Raw genomic sequence first — 21,039 nt, forward strand, 5'->3', positions numbered from 1 at the left:
ATACCATGAAGGCGACAATTTTTGACTAATAAAAGCAATTTTTACGCCAAAAAAATAGAAATTTTTACTAAAAATAGTTTTGTTATAAATGACAAAATAAAAAAACGCCTAAAAATAGGCGAAATCTTTTTTTTACACCGGTAATTTATTTATCGTTGGAGATGTATTCTGCTCTTCAGTACCTAGTAATACAAGCAGCCAGTTTTTGATTGTATTAAAGTATTTTTCCGCAAAATAGGGCTCTTGCGGAATCATACCCCAAACTTCTCGGACGTATAGATTATTTAGGTAAGGCATCATGAGCATCCCTTTTAATTGAATGACGATCATACTAATCGGAAAAGGTGTTTTGTTTTCTTTTAAAGCAGCTTGTATCATGGTCGAATAAAAATACTGCTCTTTCATTAAATATAATGAAATCATTTCGCGCGATGTTTGGGTATCAATCGTTACTTCTCTCCAGACAAATCGAGCCAGTTGATAATGTTTGCTTTGAAAATAAAGTGCTTTTTTAATGGCTCTAATCAAGCATAGCTGAGCTGAATCACTTGCGAGTTTTTCTGTCTCTTCCTCCAAAAAAGATAAATACGGTTCAAAAAAATAGATTAGACATTCTTCCAGTAACCCTTGTTTATTTTTAAAATAATATGAAATATTAGCTGGATTCACATTTGCCCTTCTAGCTATATCTCGAATCGAAGTACCTTGATAGCCTTTAATATTGAACAAAGCAATGGCCGCTTCTATTATAGCTTCCTGAGTATTCATAGGATCCCCGCTTTCAAAGTCTTGAATATTATGAAAAAATATGCAAAAATAGTTCAACAGTCTAATCGTACATTCTATTAAATATATATGTACACTTCGAGAGAAAAACACGAACTCCTTTGAAGACTTATCGACAGTTTGTGCAGGAATAAAGTCGTGTTGAAGATTTATGTAAAAATTTGTTGTGGAAAGGGTGGGTAATAATGTTTGAAGTAAAAGAATATAGTGGAGATCGCATTAAGAATTATGAACTAGTAACGAAGCAAATGATGGCTCTTTTAGACGGAGAGACAAACCAGATTGCTAACCTCAGCAATGCATCTGCATTACTGAACCAATTCCTTGATCGTATCAATTGGATAGGATTTTATTTAATGGAAGATAACGAACTTGTACTTGGTCCATTTCAAGGATTGCCTGCATGTGTAAGGATTCCTGTAGGAAGAGGAGTCTGTGGAACATCAGCAGCCAATAAAGAAACGATCGTTGTTCCTGATGTACACTTATTCCCTGGACATATAGCATGTGATGCAGCATCCCAATCGGAAATTGTTATCCCTTTGATCAAAGATGGCGCTTTGCTAGGAGTCCTCGATATCGATAGTCCCGAAAAAAACCGTTTTGATGAACTTGACAAAGAATACTTAGAAAAGTTTGTTGAGAAGCTACTACTTTATATATAGAAGTTACAACTAATTTTATTGTAAAAAAGCTGTAGAAGGTCGTCTTGATAACAAGACGACCTTTGCTATTGAATCTTCCTATCTGTAGTTTTGTTGTTTTTTTTCAAGACCCATCAGTTCTATAGATATTAGAGAGTTTTCTTTGTTTACTCCGATTTTTTTAATATAGCTACGGCGTTGGATAGATTTCATTTTTTAGTACGAACTTTGTCAATCATACTCATTATATTGGACAAACTTCCTTTTCCTGCTCGGATTTTGTCCATCGTACGCATTACATCGGACAAATTTCCTTTCCCTGCTCAGATTTTGTCCATCGTACGCATTATATCGGACAGTTTTCCTTTCCAAGCTCGGATTTTGTCAATCATACGCATTATATTGGACAGTTCTTCTTTCCAAACCCGGATTTTGTCCATTATACACACTTTTATAAACAAAGATCCTTTTTCTGCAAGAGTTTGTCTATCATTTACACTTTCATAAAACCAATTTATGAATGTTAAAGCTACCCAATATGATTTTTTACAATAAAATATGAAGACTTTCCATGACGTATATGTTTGTAGTTATTAGAAAGAAGCCTTTGAATGGTTCTTTTAGATTTTATACCATTACACCATTCATAAATGTTACTAGTAGTAATTTTTCTAGCCGGAAATAGAAGGTTATATTCCTCGATACTTCGAAAAATAGCGGAAGTTACATTTTCTGTATTTCCACATGCGCATTCTAAAATGGATCCTACTATTTTTTGATTAAATGAATCACAACTAGCACAAGTAATCCCTTTCCTTAGTTCTCCATAGGTATACTTTGGTGTTTTCGTAAAACGTGATTCAGTCTTGTGCAGGGAAATTAGTTTGTGCGCAAATTTATTATAATGTTCATTTATATTTGTCGGTATTTTATTTAACTGTTCAAAAAAACGGTTGAGTTGAGTTGAAAAAATAATTGATTGATTTCTTGGGGCGTTATATAAGTGGAAATCAGGATTAACGAACAGTAGGTATGATTCGATGGGGATATTGTATCCGAGTTCACGAAGTAGCCTTCGAAAAAGCACTTCTTTTCTCTCCAGCTGAGACACAGGATTCTGTATTTGAGTTCCATTTATGTAGTACCAATCATCATCTACAATATAATAATCTCCTTCGTAATTCTTAATCTCAAACAATAATATCGGTTTTTGAGCGATTATTACGGAATCGATTTGAAATTCCGTATTGTTACTTTCAAACAGCATATCATTGAGAACAAGCCATTCTTTCGAAAGTCGTTCGACTCGTTCATCAAACAACAGCTCACCTTCATAACCTTTTTCAAGTCTAGCTAGGTGTGTCGCTTCTTCATTCAACAATATTTTTCTACTATTTAACAGCCTATACATTCTTAATTCGTTGCTTTCAATTCGCGGTTTAATATTTATCATCTCCTTTCTAAGTAATTATCTTAATTGTATGAAAAATACCAAAATAATTCAAGAACACAAAAATGCTACCCATATGGTATTTTTCAACATTCTGAAAATACAATATAGGTAGCATTAATAATCAAATTTCTTTTACTGCCACTTGGTTCTTCCCAGCATTTTTCGCTTCATAAAGGGCCGCGTCAGCTCGACTAAATAATTGGGTAACTTCATCAGGTTGCCTAGAATCCCAATTAGACACACCGCAAGACATGGTAACTGCTGGTCTTGTTTGTTGTGATACATGGTTCAGGAGTCGCTCCGCAATACTTGCTCCTTTGTCTATAGGGACTCCCGGTAAATAAACCGCTAGCTCTTCCCCTCCCCACCGTGCACCAATATCAGTTGGTCGCAGACAACCTTTAATAAGATTAGCTACTTGAATAAGAACTAGATCACCAGTTTGGTGGCCGTATGTATCGTTGATTTCTTTAAAATCATCCAAATCAATGAGGATGAAAGTTCCTCCACGATCGGTTTGCATTGATTTTTCTATCATATCATTTAAATAATTTCTTGCATAAAGTTGGGTAAGTTGATCTGTAATCACCATTTTCTCCAACTTTTCTCTAAGCATAAGATTTGCAACGGCTAATGAAGATCGTTGAATTAGAGATTGAAGAAGCTTAAATTTTTCAAAAGAGAAGCTATAAGGTTTGTCACCAAGTACAATGGCGATTCCGTTCACTGCATTACTATGAATCATTGGCACTGCCATTAATGAACCGTACTTCGACTGAACACATACCGGCATTTGTTTAATTTCGCCCATAAAAAGGGAATCATTATTATTTTCGATTCTCTCTAAAACAGCCTGGATTAGTTTCTTACCGTCTTCACCTTCAAAGTAGTTTGAACTGCCCTCCAAAACCCTTGGTTCTTCTCCTCCAAGAATGATAAATCCAATGGCAGAGGCATGAAATGACTTTTTAATTTGATTATGTAAATAATTCATTGTTTTACTTAAACTTGAGGTAGAGTTTAATTTTTGAGATACTTCATCTATTAATCGCAAATCCTCTACTAACTTTTGGGATTGCTGGTATAACTTAGCGTTTTCTAGCGCATTTCCAGCTGTATTAGCCAACAAACGAATAAAATCGATTTGACTATTTTCAAGCGGAAAGGTTAAATGTGATTTGACCTGAAGCACTCCATAAACACCTTGTTTTCCTTTTAAAGGTGCATACATAACTGGATATTCACTTTCTTCCAGTTCGACCGCCGCATTAACATAGGATGCGATCGCTGAAACGTTTTCAGAATTGTATTCTAAGTTTTTGATAGGTAGATCTTCGCTCGCGTCGTGATCGTTTGATAGAAGCAAAAAATAGTCATATGTAGGAAAAACTCTTTTTAGAGTTTGGATAATTTCCGCTAACACAATATTAATATCCATGCTGGAATGGAATTTTTCAGTAACTCTAAATAATTCTCTATATCTTATTTCTTCTAATGTTTGATTTTCTTCTATGGGATTTGTCCGATTTGGCATTCGATATCAACCCACCTATCAAATAAATAATAGTTATAAATAAGACTATTCGCCTATATATCCTTAATTTCACAAGATTGGATCTAGTAAGCTACTTTAGAATAATTATATCATACATAGAACTTTTTACCTACATATATATTTTATATTTCATTTTTCCAATGTTGACTTTAAAATGTAAAAATATTATAATGGTCGTTGTGTAAAATAATGCAGCCTAGATGAACACATTATGATCGTATTTTGTTCCTCAGAATTAAAAGATTCGAGGTGCATCTCGTAACCCGCTGCTGCTAGGGCGAAGGTGCATGAAAACAAAATACACATATTTGCTGTCTCATAATCGGTTTTTATTTTACAACAAAATAAAAACAAAGGAGGAGACTACTATGTCTCGTTACACCGGCCCAAGCTGGAAACTTTCCCGTCGCCTTGGAATTTCTCTAAGCGGTACAGGAAAAGAATTAGATCGTCGCCCTTATGCACCTGGACAACATGGTCCAAACCAACGTAAAAAACTTTCAGAATATGGTTTACAGCTTCAAGAAAAACAAAAACTTCGTCATATGTATGGAGTAAACGAACGTCAATTCCATAATACGTTCGTAAAAGCTGGTAAAATGAAAGGTAAGCACGGCGAAAACTTCATGATCCTACTTGAACAACGCCTTGATAACATTGTTTACCGTCTTGGTCTTGCACGTACACGTCGTCAAGCTCGCCAATTAGTAAACCATGGCCATATTTTAGTTGATGGAAGTCGCGTTGATATTCCATCTTACAAAGTTGTTCCTGGCCAAACAATCAGTGTTCGTGAAAAATCACGCAACCTTGACATCATTAAAGAATCTGTTGAAGCTACAAACTTCGTACCAGAATTTGTATCTTTCGATGCAGACAAACTTGAAGGAACATTCACTCGCATACCTGAGCGTTCTGAACTTCCTTCTGAAATTAACGAAGCGTTTATCGTTGAGTTCTACTCACGTTAATAAAATCGCTTAGTAGATTGCAGTATTTAAAAAGCCCCAAACCCACTATATATAATGGGTTTGGGGCTTTTTCATTTATTTAAGGTATGTAAAACAACGTAAAATTAGGTATTATTTTGGGGCAAATGGGGCTATCTATTTTCCAAACCATAAATATCTAAAAATATATACGTAGAGTGACAATAAAGTTATTTATTTTTATAACCTCAAATACTTATAACCCGTCCTGATTTTTAGGACGGGATTATAATAAAGTTGCTTAATTTTTGATGAAAAATAATTCACTACTTTTAAAATATAAAATAATCAAGTCGTTTTATTCTGAGTGTTGTTCTACAATAGTGCTCTTAGTGAAATAGATCAACATTTACGAATTTTGATCTATTTCGCCTCCTGCCTTTTTCAAAGCTCTTTGAAGCTGATAAATTTTCATCATACCAATTAATCCAACTAATAGTGCTCCCAATAGGACTGAGCCAATAATGACGAGGATCAATGGCCACTCAGCTTTTCCAAATAAGTAATTAACCGTTACAATGTCAACATTGATAACTGAAAAAACCGCGATAATTAAGACCAAAATCAGTGCTAATATTAAGTTCCATTGCCTTTTCATAAGCCACCTCATTAATTGTTATTTAACTATTATATTATCAGGACTAACTTAGGACAATCACTATCGTGCAGCAAGGATTTACCCTTTTTTAAACACCTTTATTATTATTTTCGTGAGTTATTGACTGGTACGAAACGATTTGGTGATCTTAGAAATGGAATACCTGATGGTAGCCAAAAGGTACTTACACAGAATCTACGGGCTATGGAGGAAGATGGAATCATAGGCATACGCTGATGTTCCACCTAGTAATTTGGGTATTACGCTCAGACCAGTTATCGAGACAATAACAGAATGAGGATTAGGCTATCAAGCAATAGTGACAAACAATACACATGAAACGAAATCTTTGATATAGAAAATGGCAAACAGACTTTAAGGATTTTAACAACGAACATATTTTCCATAAGCAGAAAGAAATAGTCTCGTTTGTTCTGGACATATTGTCCTGATTCGTATTCGCGTATTCTTTGTCAACATAATCCATAAGGTCACGTAGATAAAAAAACTCTATGCTGTTACTTTCGCGTAGATTATAAAAAAAACAGCTAACTGAACAAAAATAACAATGGTTGGAACGATGAACACTCCATCAACCAAAAGAAACACGGCTAAAATACCCACAAATGAACCAAAATGATAAATGCTCAAACGATGTTTAACAAAGCGATATTGATGGAAAACAAGCGTGTTTGAAAGAAAATATATCAAAGTAGCTACAAAAACCAAGGTTAGTAAAAACCAATATCGAATATCATGTAAAAATGCTAATTGAATGGACGATGCAATAATACTCAAAGACATATAAATGAATAAATGTCCATAAATAACCGCTTGCCCGGTGCTTTTTATCCCTTTATCAACCTTTTTCTCAATATTATCGAAGTACTGCCACCACATGGAAATGACGATGACAAAAGATAAAAGGGCAAAACCAATCGCATTCCAATCACCTCGTTCCGGATGCAAGACTGCAATTAAACTGACTATGGACTCTCCGAGCAAAATAATAGTGAAAAGACCAAAACCGGGCTAACAGATGCGGGGTATCAGTTGGAGCTTTCGCCAAATGTTTACGGCCCAAAATGGGGACCATAATATCTATCAAAATACCAAGGTATAAAATAAGATATCGCACCCAGTAATCAAAGAAAATAGAACATAAAGAGACCCCGATGCCAATTAAAAAGCCATAGCCTAAATAATTAGCTGCTTGCTGGCGAGAACCATTTTCTTGTCTACTAATCCATAAATATTGCAGGGATGTTAACAATCTAATTCCTACATAGCCAATAAGGAATGGAATATAATATGGGTCAAAATGAACGGACAAGCTGGCCGTCATTAGGATGATAAAGATCATTTGAATGATCATAAATAAACGTTGGGTGACACAATCCTTACCAAAGCGGTTAATAAATAAAGTTTGACCTACCCAAGCCCACCAAATTGGAACAAAAATTAAAACAAATTTCAATAGATATTCAGTCGGAATAATCCCCCGCTCTATATGTAATAGCAGCTGTGTAGCTTTCGCAATGGCAGCCACAAAAATTAAATCAAAAAGAGCCTCTAACCAAGTTAGGTTTTTCTCGTCCATGAGCGTATCTACTCCTCCATACACATTACATTACAATATCAAAAAGAAGCCACAAAACGGGAGCCCTGCTGGCATCAAAAAACCGTAAATAAGAGGTTAATCGTGTTTAACCTTTTCTGACAAACCTCTCATAGCCTGTCTCGCGGCTCGTTGAATTGGATCCCAGCTGCCATTATAAGGGGGGGCATAACTCAAGTCGAGATCCTCAAGTTCAAGGATAGTCATTCGATTAAAAAGAGCAGTGGCCAATACATCCACTCGTTTATCGACACCCTTTTCCCCGATAATTTGCCCACCAAGCAATTGATAATTGTCACTTCTGTATGTGAGCTTGATATGAATCGGTCGAGATCCCGGATAATAATTAGCAATGTCCTTCGCCTCAATCTTTACGACTTCATAGGGGATGTTTAATTTCATGGCCTCCCATTCAGATAAACCCGTCTTTCCCAATGTCAAATCCATGAATTTTAAAATAGAAGAGCCAGTAATTCCTTTAAATCTCCGAGGTTGTCTCGCCATATTCAGCCCGGCAATACGTCCCTGTTTGTTGGCCGTAGTCCCAAGGGGAACATAATCATCCTGCTCTTTTACCATATGATATTGTAGCGTACAATCCCCGGCTGCATAAATATCCTTCACATTGGTTTCCATGTAACGATTCGTTTGAATGGCTCCTTTCATCCCCGTAGTAATCCCAGTCCCTTGAATAAAAGATGTATTCGGCTTAATTCCGGTAGAAATTAAAACAAGATCGGTTTTATAAACCTTTTGATCCGTTCGTATTGACTCAACAGACCGAAGACCCTCAATGGCTATCACATTCTCGTTTACAATCAATTCAATTTGATGTTTTTTAGCTTCTTCATGGATGTATTGTGCCATATCTGGATCAAACATTTTGCCGACGTACGTTCCGCGATGAATCAGCCGAACGCTTTTTCCAAGGGTTCTGAAACTTTCCGCCATTTCAAGGCCGATATCCCCCCCACCAATGACTGTCACATTTTGAATTTCTTCACTAAGATTACGAATGATTTGATTGGCGTCTGGAATAGTTTTCAAAGTATGTACGCCGCTGAGACCAATCCCTTTCCAGTCGGGAATTATAGGACTTGCGCCACTAGCAATCAATAATTTGTCATATGAAAGGTGAAACCTCTTCCCAGATTGTGTATCCTGGCCAACAACGGTTTTTGTTTTGGGGTCAATGGTTTGTACTTCATGATAAGTCCTCGCGTCGATTCCAAATTTATTTCGGAAGGTTTCGATTCTTCTTGCAATAAGATCATCAGTTGAAGGAACCAAACCGCTGATAGTATAGGGAAGTCCGCACTGTCCGTAAGAATAAATGGCACCTTTCTCCAATGTAACAACTTCCGCATCCTGATCATATTTTATAATTTGCATGGCTGCACTCATCCCCGCTGCATCTCCACCGATAATCACATATTTCATAAATTACACCCCATTCCCAAAGTTATTCGGATTTCGACAATCGACTTAAAAAGTGCGAAGAACGCGATGTTCTCCGCACTCCTTTACCAAAGGATGATCCTTAGGACCCAAAAGCGAGATCACCGATTTTTCAATATAGCGAACAAAGACGTGTGGTATTGGTTCCCACTTGGTTAGTTTTGACGATCCTTAAGAACATCTTGGTATTCCTCATGCCGATCAATCTGACTTTTAGCAAATGGACATAAAGGGATAATCTGTTTCTGTTCTTCACGCGCGAACGTTACGATTCGTTCCACTAATGCCTCACCGAAGCCCTGCCCGCGAAGCCCGTCGGAAACATACGTGTGATCGACAATTAATTTCGTTGCGCCTGTTGGAACAAAATGAATTTCTGCCAAAGGCTCCTCTTGATTGTCCCCAACATAAAATTTGTTTTCCCCTTGCTTAATATCTATCATCCTTCAGTCTCCTCTCAAATTTTTTTATGGTCGGCATTCATGGCTGTTGTCACAAAACGGCTTGTTGTTGGAATGACCGCAACCGCAAAGCGCTGCTCGGTTACATTGAATCGTTTCATTCCCGTTCTTGATTGTCACGTTCCCCCTGATATACATTACATGACCAGGTTGTAAATCAAGGGTTGTTTCAGCTTGAGGTTGTTCTTGATCTTCTCCATCTTTTCTCACATATTCCAAAGCGCCACTAGGACAACGTTCAATTACTCTAGCCACATCATCAGCTGATGCCTGATCCGGATTGACCCACGGTCGCTTCTTCACATCAAATACTTCGGAAAGCCCTTTGACACACTGAGCCGCATGAAGGCAACGTTTAGCATAAAATTTAACCTCAATGTCTTTTCCACTATACAACTTATAATCGTTCTCCAACCTCGATCCCTCCTTTTAAGATTTTAGCAAAATATCTCTATTACGTTCATTCCCCTATCCTCTTATCTATGAACCTCTATGCAATCAATCACCATTACGGAAGGTTCGGATCCAACTTTCAAAGGTCATAAGAAACCTGTCAAGATAGTGTAACGTGCGGTCATCATCAAACAGTCCGGTCGTCTCATTGAGTTTTTCATGAACCCTTCCAATTAGAATTTTAGGTCCGGGCAAGGTATATGCATCCATCGCCAGAAGGGTTTGCCTCACCTGTGCCTGAGATTGCGCTGTCCCTCCGTTTCCCGGTGTAGCACCTGCAATCGCAAAAGGCTTGTGAATTAAAACGGAATCTTTTGGTGGACGCGAGGCCCAATCCAGGGCGTTTTTTAATCCCCCAGGGATCCCTGTATTATATTCAGGGGTAACAATCAAAACACCGTCAGCTTTTCGAATGCTTTCTTTAAACTCAACCACTGATAGAGGATATCCGCATTATAAAGAGGGATTGTCGATATATTTGTGTGATCAAACTCCCAATGTTCGGGTGCGATTCGTTCAATGGCGTTTAATACTTTGCGATTGAATGAATCTTTACGTAAACTTCCGCAAATTGTAGCGATTGTTAATTTGTTTTCTTCCAAGTTTTATCCTCCTCTATTGATTGTCCAAATAGTTTGCTCAAAAATCCCAAGTTAGTATCATTTATTGCCTGAAAATTTTCCATGTCTATAAACTTCTATTTCTCAATCCTGCTAACAGTTCGTGATTGACTAAGTGTTCTAATTGTAACTTGTACTCTTTTGCTCGCTAATATCTTAAGATATCCCGATTGCCAAAATCTTCTCGTCATTACAGGAAAAGTAGTAGTGGCACTTCGCAACGAATTTGGCGGTCATGCTGTTGAAAAGGATTAATAATGTTAAACACATTTTATAAAATGAAGGAGATACTAATGATGTGGGCTGTTGATGGGTGTTACTCCATTTGTTAACCTGGTGTAGAAGCATATAACACAAACATGTTTGCATTACACGGAAAATACTGATTTGAAGCCGAAAAAGAAAAATTAATGAAACGTATGGCAGAAACAAAAAAGAAAACGATGCATAGAGTGAAATGAAGCATTTATGATTTTTTCAATTTTTTTTACACTGGCATTTGGTGTAGAACCCTACGGTACAATAGCTTAATTTCTAAGGTTTTTTCTCTTTTAAAAAATGAATGATGCTCAACCAAAAAATAATTTAATAACTTTATTGATAATCTACAGGAACCTTTCTTTATTTGTCAGAAAAAAAATGATTAGAAAAACTATATATAATAAAATCGCTTTGTAGAACACAGTATTAAAAAAGCCCCACGCCCTTGGTATATAAAGGATTTGGGGCTTTTTTTATTCGGGACTAGTTTTTAATAGAAAAAGAGCGGACAGATGCTGAATTGGAATATTTTTTGCTACGCATTGCCAACAATCAAATCAAATGTAGATGGTGGACATACAACTGAGAAGTAATAATCCTCGGCACAGTCCCAAATGTCATGCCATTCTTGATCCTCACTTCCCTCCCGTAGATTATGTCTATGGCGTCGAACATCGGGTGACACATCCACTAGAACTTTAACATCGACTACATCAGATAAGATAGGCAATGAAGAATAAATACCATCCAGTAAAATAACCTTTGAAGGCTCTTTTGTGACTATTGAAGATGACAAACCGTTCCTCGAAGAAAATGAAAATGGGTGATATTGAACGGTTTCTCCAGTCATCAAAGGAGACAATACCTCATTTCGCATTCGCTTCCAGTCAATACATCTCATAACCTTTTCCTCAGGTGAGCATGCATCCCATTCTTCAGGAGTAACAGTGGCTGCAAAAAAGTCATCACATTGAATGACTGTTGCTCCAAAATGCATTGCTACTTCAGTTGCTATTGTAGATTTCCCTGCACCACTTCCTCCGTCGATGGACACCACTAATGGAATGGTTCGTCCTTTCAGCCGGGTATTTATAGCAGATACAATTCGTTGAATTGATGCTTTTGTTATATGAGTAATTTCGTTAATTTCCACTATTACCACTCCACTCTCTAGAAACGATAAAAAAATATATAAAGAACTTAGAAGAATACTAACAACAATCGAATTTATACAACTTATTTACAATCAGCGTGTTTCATTATTTTTTGTACGGTTTCCAAATCAATTTTTATGATAGGTCCTTCAGGAGAAATGATCACACCTTCCTGCAGATAAAATCTCCCGGCCATAATAAAGTCATCCCTTTTCTTGAAATATAACTTTACATCTGGTTCGTGACTTGGATACTCACTTTTCTCAATGTACTTCGATTTTTGAAACGAGTCAGTGATTTCCTCTACCAAGTTTGGCTTATCGATCTCATAAGACGCTGGATGACACAGAACGATTATAGAAGTGGCATTTCTCAAATCTTTAATATAATGCCATCTTTCATTAGGTGGCATTTCTTCTGCTTCTAAATGATCAATTGTACTATTCTTTTCAACAATATACCTTGTCTCCTTTAAATCAGTTTGATTTGATTGAGGAGAGCTTACCTGTTTTGGTTGTTTGGAAGAAAGCAGCAAAACCGTCACGACAATAAGTATGAATGACAAAAAAAATACCATTTTTCTCACACTATCGCCCCCTGTTTTTCATCCCTAAAAAAGTGAACGTTCTAAATCTAATTATATGAAGCGGTTTTTAATTTATTTTACTTACTGCTTCGTCAGTTAAAGGTGGGATTAAAAATGATTATCTATTCTTTTTTTGTATTACAAACAATTAAATTTGCATGTTGTCGTTACTTTAGGTATTTACAGTGCAGAACAATGTAACGTAACCTTATCAGATTTAATCACTAATTTTTTTAAAAATAGATCCTTCCTCAATCATTTGTAAGATCCAATAACCGTATACAATAATATTAATGGTTACAGTAATAATAACCCATATAGGAACTACCTCTTCTTTTACTGTATCAATCACTGTCCATATACATATTAAATATAACGTTATTCTAAGAAAATTTAACCATAAAGATTTTTTATCAAGTATGAGTAGTTTCCATGAAGATAATTGCCTAGGAAACTTCCTAATTGAAATAAAGTATAAAGATAAATAAAACATGATATTAAATATAAATAATAATAAAGGAGCAATAAACATAGAGAGAGCAGCTGCTGCAACGTTGTCAATTTCAGGATTTCTTTCTCCGATTACCATAACAATTGAAAAGTACAGTTTATAAAGAGCATAACAAGAAAAAAAAGAGATAATGAAACTTAATATAAATACAATTAGTTTATTGGATATCTTCATCCTATACTCCTCCTAATTGCAGTAACCTGCACGGTCGTCGAATAAGAAAAGGCTACATTAACAGCCTTGATTTCCTTGAACTCACACTACCCTTTAGAACAAGAACATAAAGTTATTTGTTCGATTCGTTGAACGGATTATAATTGTCTCTGTTAAAAAAAATGCACCATTAGAAGAAATGGTGTGGAAGCTAGTGATAAAATGTAAAAGTAAGATACATAGAAGTCAAAAGTGAAAATATTACATTGACTTAGACGGTGCGGAAAAAGTTGTGTAAATAGGTTTCAAATCAATCCTCCTTGGCGAGAATTAGGATAACTAATTTTGCCAAGGAGGATTTTTCGTCATGAAATTACCAAAGGAATTAATCAAAGAAATGGTAAAGGAACAAAAGTTCACTAGTACCGATCAAATTATGGAAACGATCAAGGAGATGTTTTCCAATGTCTTGGAGGAAGTGCTCAAATGCGAAATTGATGAGCAGTTGGGTTATGAAAAGCACCAACGTCGGAGTGATGGACCTAATAACTATCGAAATGGTTCAACAAAACGGAAACTAAAAACGCAATTTGGCGAAGTTGAAATAAACGTTCCTAGAGATAGAAATGGCTCGTATGAGCCACAAATTTTGGATAAATACCAAAGAAATGTGGACGGGCTGGAAGAGAAAATTCTTTCTCTTTACGCACATGGTATGTCTACCAGAGATATCAAGGAACAAGTCAAGGATCTCTATAATATTGAGATTTCCTCAGAGCTAGTTAGTAAGATTAGCGAAAAGATTATGCCACAAGTAAATGAGTGGCAAAGCCGTCCACTTGAAGCCTATTATCCTTTTATTTTCATGGATGCCATTCATTATAAAATTCGGGATAATCACCAAATTGTCTCGAAGGCGGCCTATGTGGTATTGGGTATTAACAATGAAGGTTATAAAGAAATATTAGGCATCTGGGTTGGGGGAAATGAAAGTAGTAAGTTTTGGTTAGGTGTGTTGAACGATTTGAAAACGAGAGGCGTTAAAACGGTTAATCTTTTCTGTGTAGATGGGCTTACAGGATTCAGAGAAGCCATACAAGCCGTGTATCCTTTCGCTGGAATTCAACGTTGTATCATTCACCAGATACGTTCAAGTACTAAATATGTTTCTTATAAACACTTAAAGGAATTTGTCGCTGATTTAAAGCTAATCTATACTTCAATTAACGAAGAATCGGGTATGGAAAGGCTCAAAGAATTTAAAGAAAAATGGGGTAAAGAGTATCCAACTGCAGTTAAATCATGGGAAGAAAATTGGGATATTTTAGCTACCTTTTTTGCATATCCGCCCGAAATTAGGAAAATAATATATACTACGAATGTAATAGAAGGGTTACATCGTCAATTTAGAAAAGTGACCAAAACAAAATCCATTTTCCCTAATGATGATAGCTTAAGGAAAATGCTCTATTTGGCATCTCAAAATATTACAAAAAAATGGAAGATGCGTTATCGTAATTGGGATATAATCTTGAGCCAACTTGAGATTTTAAATCAAACATCATAATTGGGGACTCTGTCCCCAAACCCCTGAAGTTTAACGCATTTGTTTTCCCTAAAACGGATGAAAAAACGGACAGATCAAGTCCGTCCGTTTTAGTGTAAAAACCATAAAATCGCTCGGGTTGCACTTCTGCATTGCCCTATCCTGTTTTATGGTAAAAGGCAATAATAGTTTTGCCAGATTGTATTTTTTCATACCTATTATTTCTTGCCTTGCGAAGATTATAGAATACTACTTACACAAGATTTTACGCAGATCCTTGACTTAGAGCACACTACCTTTTATTCCGCTTAGCCTCATCTCCAACTATTTTTATATTTTCATTAGGTGGCATAGGTTTGTATTCACTTAAATCTATATTTACTTCTGAACCATTAGACATTGAACTACAACCCAATAATACGATAATAAATAAATTCACAAAAACACTTTGCCATTAAGGTTGTAAAAGTCTTTTTTGCCACTCATCACCATTTATAGTATATTGTTCTCTTATATGTAGCCGACTTTCTTTAAATGTCAGAAATTCAATAGTGATGGGTTTAACGACAAAACCTCCCCAGTTCTCCGGCTTGGGTATTTGCTTTTCCTCAATATTCTTTTTGACTTCCTCAAATTGTTTATATAAATCTTGTTCAGAGAAAAAATACTGACTCTGTTTACAACTTAATGTAGTTATTTGTGCGTCTCTTGACCTTGTTTTCCAGTATTTTTCCGCTAGGGAAGAAGAGATCTGTGAGGCAAGGCCATTAACTCTTACTTGATAACCGATTGTTTCCCACCAAAATGTTAGCGCGACCTTAGGATTACGCTGAATATCCCGACCTTTTTGAGAATCCAGACTGGTGCAAAAAATAAACCCACTCTCGTCAACAGACTTTAAATCTACAAAGCGTCCAGATGGAAAGCCATGCTCATCAATTGTTGATACACATACTGCACTAGGATGCTTCAATTTTGAATTGTTCTTTGCCTCATCCCACCATGATATGAACTTTATAATTGGTTTCCACATTGAACAAAACCCTCCTTTGTCTCCGATACAATTTATGCAACCGATTTTTTGCAAATGATCCATCCTCTACTTTTGTGGGCTCCACACGAATTTACAAGGCTGTTGAAAATTTGCCAAGGAAAAGATGATGACGGATAACAAGCAATTTTACCGTATAATTGGATTAGGTATGGAAAAAAGGAATATCAGGAAATTAATTGTTGACTGGAAATATGTTTCTTCTTGGAATGTTCTTGACGGTTGGGTTATAAAAGGAATCATAGTAATCTCTACTTACATTTTTATGAGAAAAAAACCTAGATCAAATTCTAGGTTTTTTCTTTTATGATCATTATCCCCCAATTTGTTTTCCAATTTCCCAATGATGACCGAACGGATCTTCGATACGGCCAATTCTCCAACCATGTTCTTCATATATAGGTGCAATTTCTTTAGCTCCGGCAGAAACGGCTTTCTCAAACACTGCATCTGGATTATCTACCGATAAAATCACCCGGACTGATCCTTTGCCCAACGCCTCAGGACTTGAGCTAGGATCTTCTTGAATCCAAAACATAGCCCCATCAACTGAAAGTTGAGAAATAATCACAGCATCTCCTTCGCCAAGTCGATAAACCTCTTCAGCACTAAACCCTTTTTTGTAAAAGTCTACAGCCTTAGCTCCATTACTAACCGATAGCCAAGGTGCAATATTCGTAGCGTTTGCCAACATAACAACCCCCATTATTGATACTAACTAATTTCAATATACTCTAAAAATTTAGTGAAATCTATTAAAAAGTTGTTGTACATTTATAGTCTCCATAGTAATATTTAGCTAAATTACAAGGAAAATAGGTGGACACTTGGAATATTTAACGACACATTTATTATTCAATTTATCCTTATTAATTGTCCTGCTTTTTCTTTGCTTTATGCTTCCAAAACAATTCGTAACTTCTCAATATTATAAAAAGACTGCTCTCTTATATTGTATAGCTTCAATTATTGTATGTTTTCTGTTTTCTTACAGATTAAATGATTCTATTGTAATGGATCTACGTATTGTTCCTTTTATCATTGGAGCTCTATATATGAGGCTTAGCCCATTACTTGGGATCCTCATTATTGCATTACGATCCCTTCATGGTATCGATTACGGATTCTATTTAGTCTTCGGTTTCTATAGCGTTTTAACAATTATTTTTTGGTTTATTTCACCTTGGTTTTTAAAACTTCGTTCATCTCAAAGAATTTTGTTTTCAACGAGCGTCACGTTGTTATGTAGTATCTGCTTAAGTACTTTTATTGTACTTTTTATCCATCCTTTTCAGCTTCTCGATATTTGGATTGCTTTTATAGTTGTCCCTCCTATTGGTGTTGCCATGCTTTCATATATTATAGAAATGATTGAAAAAAATCAGCAACTATACCAACAATTATTAACAGCTGAAAAGCTGGAAGCAGTTGAACAAATGGGGGCTGCCATCTCCCATGAAATTCGAAACCCATTAACATCTGCAATCGGTTTCGCCCAGTTGCTAGACGAGGACTCATTGGAAAATGGGAAGAGAATGCAGTATCTTTCTATCATAAAAGGAGAGTTAGAGGCGGCTGAACGAGTCATAAAAGACTATTTAACTTTTTCAAAACCACAGATTGAATCACTGGAAAAACTTAATATAAATAATGAACTCTTTCATATTTTAAAACTAATGGAACCTTTAGCAAATTCGGCTTCTATCAAAATATCTTGCAACTTCTCTTCAATAGGATACATAGAAGGAGAGCGTCAGAAGTTTCAGCAATGTTTTATTTATATCATACGAAATGCTATTGAATCATTGCCAAATGGCGGAGATATTTTGATAGAAACAGAAACGACTAAAAAAAATATCATCATTTATATTAAAGATTCGGGATTCGGGATGAGTAAAACTAATATTGAGCGTCTTGGAGAACCATATTACGTAACAAACGGAAAAAAAGGAACAGGACTTAGTATTATGGTCGCCTACAGTATAGTACGAGCGATGAATGGTACGGTTGATGTACATAGTGAAATTGGGATTGGTACAACATTCCGATTTTCATTCAAGAGGTTTACATAAAAGATACTCTCAAACACGATTTTCCGATAAAAGATCACTCTAAATTCGAAACTAGGAGAGATTACTGATTGGACATTACTTTACACTTCTTTTTTAACCTATCTTTATTAATCATATTGCTGTTTTTAGGGATATTATGGATAGGGTTTTCAGACAATCTACGCTCATTAAAAACAATAGCTATCTTATTTTGTTTTGCTTCCTTAATTATTTGCTTCGCTTTTAAATTTCGTTTCCAAGAAGATATTTTACTAGATTTGCGGACTATCCCTTTTACAATTGGCGGTCTCTATTTAGGTATAGGTCCGATAATAGGACTGTTTATCATTGTTGTTAGAGGTATGTATGGTATTAATTTTGGCTTTTTCTCTACTGCCATCATTATCGCATTCACTTCTTTAATATTTTGGAGAATGTCCCCGTGGTTTTTAAAAACATCTTCACGGCAAAGAGTAATAATTGCAACTATCATGACCTTTATTGTCAACTTATTTCCAGTTATATTAATGGAAATAAGTCAAAAACCATTCTCTATTTATGATGTATATTTCGGCTATTTAATCATACAACCTATTGGATCAGCAATGATAGCCATTATTATTGAAATTCTTTTTAAAACCATCTACCTTCGTCATCATCTTGTGAAAACAAAGAGATTAGAAGTAGTAGAGAAAATGGCTGCGGCGATTTCTCATGAAATTCGGAATCCATTAACTGCCGCAATTGGCTTTGTTCAACTTATGCAAGATGAAACTATTTCAAATGATAAAAGAGATCAGTATCTTTCCATCCTAAAAAGTGAACTTAATAGTGCTGAAAAAGTTATTCAAAATTTTTTAAACTATACTAACCCTCAAATTGAAAGAGTCGAATCACTTAATGTAAATGATGAATTGGATATCGTCACTAACATAATGCAGCCCCTTGCAAAAAGAAATTCGGTCACCATCGAATCTAAGTTTTCAAGTATATTCTGGATTAATGGAAATCGACAAAGCTTTCATCAATGCTTTGTTAATATTATAAAAAATTCAATTGAAGCGATGGAGACTGGTGGACCATTAAAAGTTGAGGTTGAATCTACACAAACAAACGCATTCATCCGGATACACGATACGGGAAAAGGAATGACACAAGAGCAAGTCGAACGTTTAGGCGAGCCATATTATTCAACAAAAGGAGAAAGCGGCACTGGTCTCGGAATTATGGTCTCATATAATATTATTAGAGCATTAAATGGGACAATAAATGTTAAAAGTGAGGTTGGGAAAGGAACGACATTCGAGTTTTCTTTTCCTATAGATGAAACAAAATGAAGCCAGCTCTATTAAGAGGCTGGCTTCTGATTATTGGGCTCTGCTAAAATTACTTGTTTATTCACATCAATCGGTGTAGTGTACTTTTACTTAAATCGAATTAAATGATATTTTTTCTTTCCGCGGCGGATAATGGTAAATTGGTTTCCAAGGCGGTCTTCTTCACTTAAACTATATTGAATATCCGTTACTCTTTCGCCATTAATGGAAATAGCGCCAGATTGAATGTCTTCTCTTGCCTGACGTTTAGAAGGAGAAATTTTTGCTGCGACTAGAATTTCAACTAAATTCAAATCGTCTCCTGTTTGGTGCTCATGAGATGGCACATCCTTAAATCCTTGCTCAATTTCTTCCACATTTAATTTTTTAACATCACCGCTAAAAAGAGCTTCCGTAATTCTTATAGCTTGTTGTAATGCAGATTCCCCATGGATAAGACGGGTCATCTCTTCAGCAAGTGCTCGCTGCGCTTTTCTTAAATGCGGTTCTTCCTTAACAGAAGTTTCTAATTCATCAATTACTTCCTTATTCAAGAACGTAAAGAACTTCAAATATTTCACAACATCCGCATCTGCCGTATTAATCCAGAATTGATAAAATTCGTATGGAGTCGTCTTTTTAGGATCAAGCCATATTGCTCCACCTTCAGTTTTACCAAATTTCGTACCATCCGCTTTCGTCACGAGAGGAATGGTCATACCGTATGCTTTTGCACCTTCACCCGCCATTTTTCGAATCATTTCAAGACCGGTTGTAATATTTCCCCATTGGTCACTACCACCAATTTGCATTTTACAATGTAAATTTTCATATAGCTTAAAGAAATCAATTGCCTGAAGAATCGTGTATGAGAACTCTGTAAAAGATATTCCCGTATCTAAACGTGAAGCGATTGTATCTTTTGCAAGCATGTAGTTTACACCAATGTTTTTACCAAAATCCCTCAAAAAGGTAATGAGATCCATGGAACCGGCCCAATCGAAATTATTCGTCAAAACGGCCGCATTTTCCCCATCAAAATCGAATATTTGCTCTAGCTGTTTCTTAATTCCTTGAACGTTTTTCTCAACTTGTTCAATCGTTTGCAATTGGCGCTCTTCCTTTTTACCGCTTGGATCACCAATTAATCCTGTCGCACCACCAACTAGTACGATTGGTCGATGTCCATGTTGTTGAAAACGTCTCAGTGTTAAAAATGGCAACAAATGCCCAATATGCATGCTGTCAGCAGTAGGGTCTACTCCGCAATACAATGATATTTTCTCTTTGTTAAGTGTATCTTCCATTCCTTCAGCATCAGTTTCTTGATAAATAATTCCACGCCATCTTAAATCTTCTAATAATTGACTCATCAACTATTCACCACTTTCCATAAAAATTAAAAACGCCCCTTCGTAAAAACGAAGGGACGACTATTTACCGTGTTACCACCCAACTTAGGATTATGAAACTTTTCATACTCCTCACTCAATTCCATTAACGATGCTGGTCACCGTTTGCCGCTACTGCTATTTTTCACGGCAAAAGCTCAAGGAGGTACTTCATCATACTGTTTGTGCCAGTTTTCACCTCCCACTGGCTCTCTTAAAACAGGGACAGTTGACTACTTATTCCTATCAACGCTTATCATTATAATAATTAATACTTAATATATCGTATTTTACCCACAATTTAATAATAATGTCAATCTTGACTCGGAAATTACTCTAATTTTACATACCAATCCATTCAATTATGCTATAATAGGAATGATT

At 35.9% G+C, this 21,039-nt stretch carries 19 protein-coding genes, 2 pseudogenes and 1 other annotated feature; of the genes and pseudogenes, 6 read left to right on the forward strand and 15 right to left on the reverse strand.

The window, feature by feature from the left end; translation table 11 throughout:
• Positions 1–132 precede the first annotated feature (132 nt).
• Entirely contained in the window at positions 133–768 is a 636-nt protein-coding gene (gene refZ, locus KHA93_RS10025; RefSeq protein WP_213110618.1) for a forespore capture DNA-binding protein RefZ, read from the reverse strand.
• 203 nt (positions 769–971) lie between these two features.
• On the opposite strand from refZ, the gene KHA93_RS10030 reads away from it, so the two are divergent.
• Positions 972–1,451, forward strand: coding sequence for a GAF domain-containing protein (locus KHA93_RS10030; RefSeq protein ID WP_213110619.1), 480 nt, complete (start codon positions 972–974; stop codon positions 1,449–1,451).
• Between the two features lie 508 nt (positions 1,452–1,959).
• Here the strand turns inward: KHA93_RS10030 and KHA93_RS10035 are convergent.
• Positions 1,960–2,883 (reverse strand): nuclease-related domain-containing protein, encoded by a 924-nt coding sequence (locus KHA93_RS10035; protein ID WP_213110620.1) that lies wholly within the window; start codon positions 2,881–2,883, stop codon positions 1,960–1,962.
• Between the two features lie 121 nt (positions 2,884–3,004).
• Entirely contained in the window at positions 3,005–4,417 is a 1,413-nt protein-coding gene (locus KHA93_RS10040; protein WP_213110621.1) for a sensor domain-containing diguanylate cyclase, read from the reverse strand.
• Between the two features lie 389 nt (positions 4,418–4,806).
• Between KHA93_RS10040 and rpsD the strand changes: the two genes are divergently transcribed.
• Positions 4,807–5,409 (forward strand): 30S ribosomal protein S4, encoded by a 603-nt coding sequence (gene rpsD / locus KHA93_RS10045; protein WP_213110622.1) that lies wholly within the window; start codon positions 4,807–4,809, stop codon positions 5,407–5,409.
• Between the two features lie 367 nt (positions 5,410–5,776).
• Here rpsD and KHA93_RS10050 read toward each other — a convergent pair whose 3' ends face one another.
• The gene (locus tag KHA93_RS10050; RefSeq protein WP_213110623.1) at positions 5,777–6,025 is read right to left on the reverse strand and encodes a LapA family protein; all 249 of its coding nucleotides are present in this window, start codon (positions 6,023–6,025) and stop codon (positions 5,777–5,779) included.
• 120 nt (positions 6,026–6,145) lie between these two features.
• On the opposite strand from KHA93_RS10050, the gene KHA93_RS23225 reads away from it, so the two are divergent.
• Entirely contained in the window at positions 6,146–6,262 is a 117-nt protein-coding gene (locus KHA93_RS23225) for a winged helix-turn-helix transcriptional regulator (protein ID WP_233711112.1), read from the forward strand.
• Between the two features lie 273 nt (positions 6,263–6,535).
• On the opposite strand, the pseudogene KHA93_RS10060 reads toward KHA93_RS23225, so the two are convergent.
• From KHA93_RS10060 to KHA93_RS10095, 8 genes and pseudogenes are all read right to left on the reverse strand, one after another.
• Positions 6,536–7,625, reverse strand: a pseudogene (locus KHA93_RS10060) (low temperature requirement protein A).
• Between the two features lie 96 nt (positions 7,626–7,721).
• Entirely contained in the window at positions 7,722–9,083 is a 1,362-nt protein-coding gene (locus tag KHA93_RS10065) for an FAD-dependent oxidoreductase (RefSeq protein ID WP_213110624.1), read from the reverse strand.
• A 173-nt stretch (positions 9,084–9,256) separates the two neighbouring features.
• The gene (locus KHA93_RS10070) at positions 9,257–9,544 is read right to left on the reverse strand and encodes a GNAT family N-acetyltransferase (protein ID WP_213110625.1); all 288 of its coding nucleotides are present in this window, start codon (positions 9,542–9,544) and stop codon (positions 9,257–9,259) included.
• A gap of 24 nt (positions 9,545–9,568) precedes the next feature.
• A complete protein-coding gene (locus tag KHA93_RS10075; RefSeq protein WP_213110626.1) occupies positions 9,569–9,976 on the reverse strand; it encodes a (4Fe-4S)-binding protein in 408 nt (135 codons plus the stop codon).
• An 84-nt stretch (positions 9,977–10,060) separates the two neighbouring features.
• Positions 10,061–10,617, reverse strand: a pseudogene (locus tag KHA93_RS23715) (NADPH-dependent FMN reductase).
• 814 nt (positions 10,618–11,431) lie between these two features.
• Complete coding sequence (locus KHA93_RS10085; protein WP_213110627.1) at positions 11,432–12,049, reverse strand: uridine kinase family protein; 618 nt, start codon at positions 12,047–12,049, stop codon at positions 11,432–11,434.
• An 83-nt stretch (positions 12,050–12,132) separates the two neighbouring features.
• Positions 12,133–12,636 (reverse strand): hypothetical protein, encoded by a 504-nt coding sequence (locus KHA93_RS10090; RefSeq protein WP_213110628.1) that lies wholly within the window; start codon positions 12,634–12,636, stop codon positions 12,133–12,135.
• A 217-nt stretch (positions 12,637–12,853) separates the two neighbouring features.
• On the reverse strand, positions 12,854–13,321 hold the full coding sequence (locus KHA93_RS10095; RefSeq protein ID WP_213110629.1) for a hypothetical protein: 468 nt from the start codon (positions 13,319–13,321) through the stop codon (positions 12,854–12,856).
• Between the two features lie 346 nt (positions 13,322–13,667).
• Between KHA93_RS10095 and KHA93_RS10100 the strand changes: the two genes are divergently transcribed.
• Entirely contained in the window at positions 13,668–14,867 is a 1,200-nt protein-coding gene (locus KHA93_RS10100) for an IS256 family transposase (RefSeq protein ID WP_213109032.1), read from the forward strand.
• Between the two features lie 433 nt (positions 14,868–15,300).
• Here KHA93_RS10100 and pdxH read toward each other — a convergent pair whose 3' ends face one another.
• Entirely contained in the window at positions 15,301–15,879 is a 579-nt protein-coding gene (gene pdxH / locus KHA93_RS10105; RefSeq protein WP_213110630.1) for a pyridoxamine 5'-phosphate oxidase, read from the reverse strand.
• 331 nt (positions 15,880–16,210) lie between these two features.
• Positions 16,211–16,591, reverse strand: a complete 381-nt coding sequence (locus tag KHA93_RS10110; RefSeq protein WP_213110631.1) for a VOC family protein — start codon at positions 16,589–16,591, stop codon at positions 16,211–16,213.
• Positions 16,592–16,910: 319 nt separating this feature from the next.
• Here KHA93_RS10110 and KHA93_RS10115 point away from each other — a divergent pair, with 319 nt between their 5' ends.
• The gene (locus KHA93_RS10115; protein ID WP_233711114.1) at positions 16,911–17,969 is read left to right on the forward strand and encodes a sensor histidine kinase; all 1,059 of its coding nucleotides are present in this window, start codon (positions 16,911–16,913) and stop codon (positions 17,967–17,969) included.
• Between the two features lie 68 nt (positions 17,970–18,037).
• On the forward strand, positions 18,038–19,285 hold the full coding sequence (locus KHA93_RS10120; RefSeq protein WP_213110632.1) for a sensor histidine kinase: 1,248 nt from the start codon (positions 18,038–18,040) through the stop codon (positions 19,283–19,285).
• A gap of 86 nt (positions 19,286–19,371) precedes the next feature.
• Here the strand turns inward: KHA93_RS10120 and tyrS are convergent, their stop codons facing one another.
• On the reverse strand, positions 19,372–20,637 hold the full coding sequence (gene tyrS / locus KHA93_RS10125) for a tyrosine--tRNA ligase (RefSeq protein WP_213110633.1): 1,266 nt from the start codon (positions 20,635–20,637) through the stop codon (positions 19,372–19,374).
• Between the two features lie 49 nt (positions 20,638–20,686).
• Positions 20,687–20,914, reverse strand: a binding site (T-box leader).
• Positions 20,915–21,039 lie beyond the last annotated feature (125 nt).

The sequence above is a fragment of the Lederbergia citrisecunda genome (assembly GCF_018343695.1).
GTDB classification, from domain to species: Bacteria; Bacillota; Bacilli; order Bacillales; family Bacillaceae_C; genus Lederbergia; species Lederbergia citrisecunda.

Excerpts from the sequence above, each read along its gene's own strand:
- refZ (WP_213110618.1), bottom strand. The coding sequence starts at position 768 with ATGAATACTCAGGAAGCTATAATAGAAGCGGCCATTGCTTTGTTCAAT.
- KHA93_RS10030 (WP_213110619.1), top strand. The coding sequence starts at position 972 with ATGTTTGAAGTAAAAGAATATAGTGGAGATCGCATTAAGAATTATGAA.
- KHA93_RS10035 (WP_213110620.1), bottom strand. The coding sequence starts at position 2,883 with ATGATAAATATTAAACCGCGAATTGAAAGCAACGAATTAAGAATGTAT.
- KHA93_RS10040 (WP_213110621.1), bottom strand. The coding sequence starts at position 4,417 with ATGCCAAATCGGACAAATCCCATAGAAGAAAATCAAACATTAGAAGAA.
- rpsD (WP_213110622.1), top strand. The coding sequence starts at position 4,807 with ATGTCTCGTTACACCGGCCCAAGCTGGAAACTTTCCCGTCGCCTTGGA.
- KHA93_RS10050 (WP_213110623.1), bottom strand. The coding sequence starts at position 6,025 with ATGAAAAGGCAATGGAACTTAATATTAGCACTGATTTTGGTCTTAATT.
- KHA93_RS10065 (WP_213110624.1), bottom strand. The coding sequence starts at position 9,083 with ATGAAATATGTGATTATCGGTGGAGATGCAGCGGGGATGAGTGCAGCC.
- KHA93_RS10070 (WP_213110625.1), bottom strand. The coding sequence starts at position 9,544 with ATGATAGATATTAAGCAAGGGGAAAACAAATTTTATGTTGGGGACAAT.
- KHA93_RS10095 (WP_213110629.1), bottom strand. The coding sequence starts at position 13,321 with ATGAAGATATCCAATAAACTAATTGTATTTATATTAAGTTTCATTATC.
- KHA93_RS10100 (WP_213109032.1), top strand. The coding sequence starts at position 13,668 with ATGAAATTACCAAAGGAATTAATCAAAGAAATGGTAAAGGAACAAAAG.
- pdxH (WP_213110630.1), bottom strand. The coding sequence starts at position 15,879 with ATGTGGAAACCAATTATAAAGTTCATATCATGGTGGGATGAGGCAAAG.
- KHA93_RS10110 (WP_213110631.1), bottom strand. The coding sequence starts at position 16,591 with ATGTTGGCAAACGCTACGAATATTGCACCTTGGCTATCGGTTAGTAAT.
- KHA93_RS10115 (WP_233711114.1), top strand. The coding sequence starts at position 16,911 with ATGGATCTACGTATTGTTCCTTTTATCATTGGAGCTCTATATATGAGG.
- tyrS (WP_213110633.1), bottom strand. The coding sequence starts at position 20,637 with ATGAGTCAATTATTAGAAGATTTAAGATGGCGTGGAATTATTTATCAA.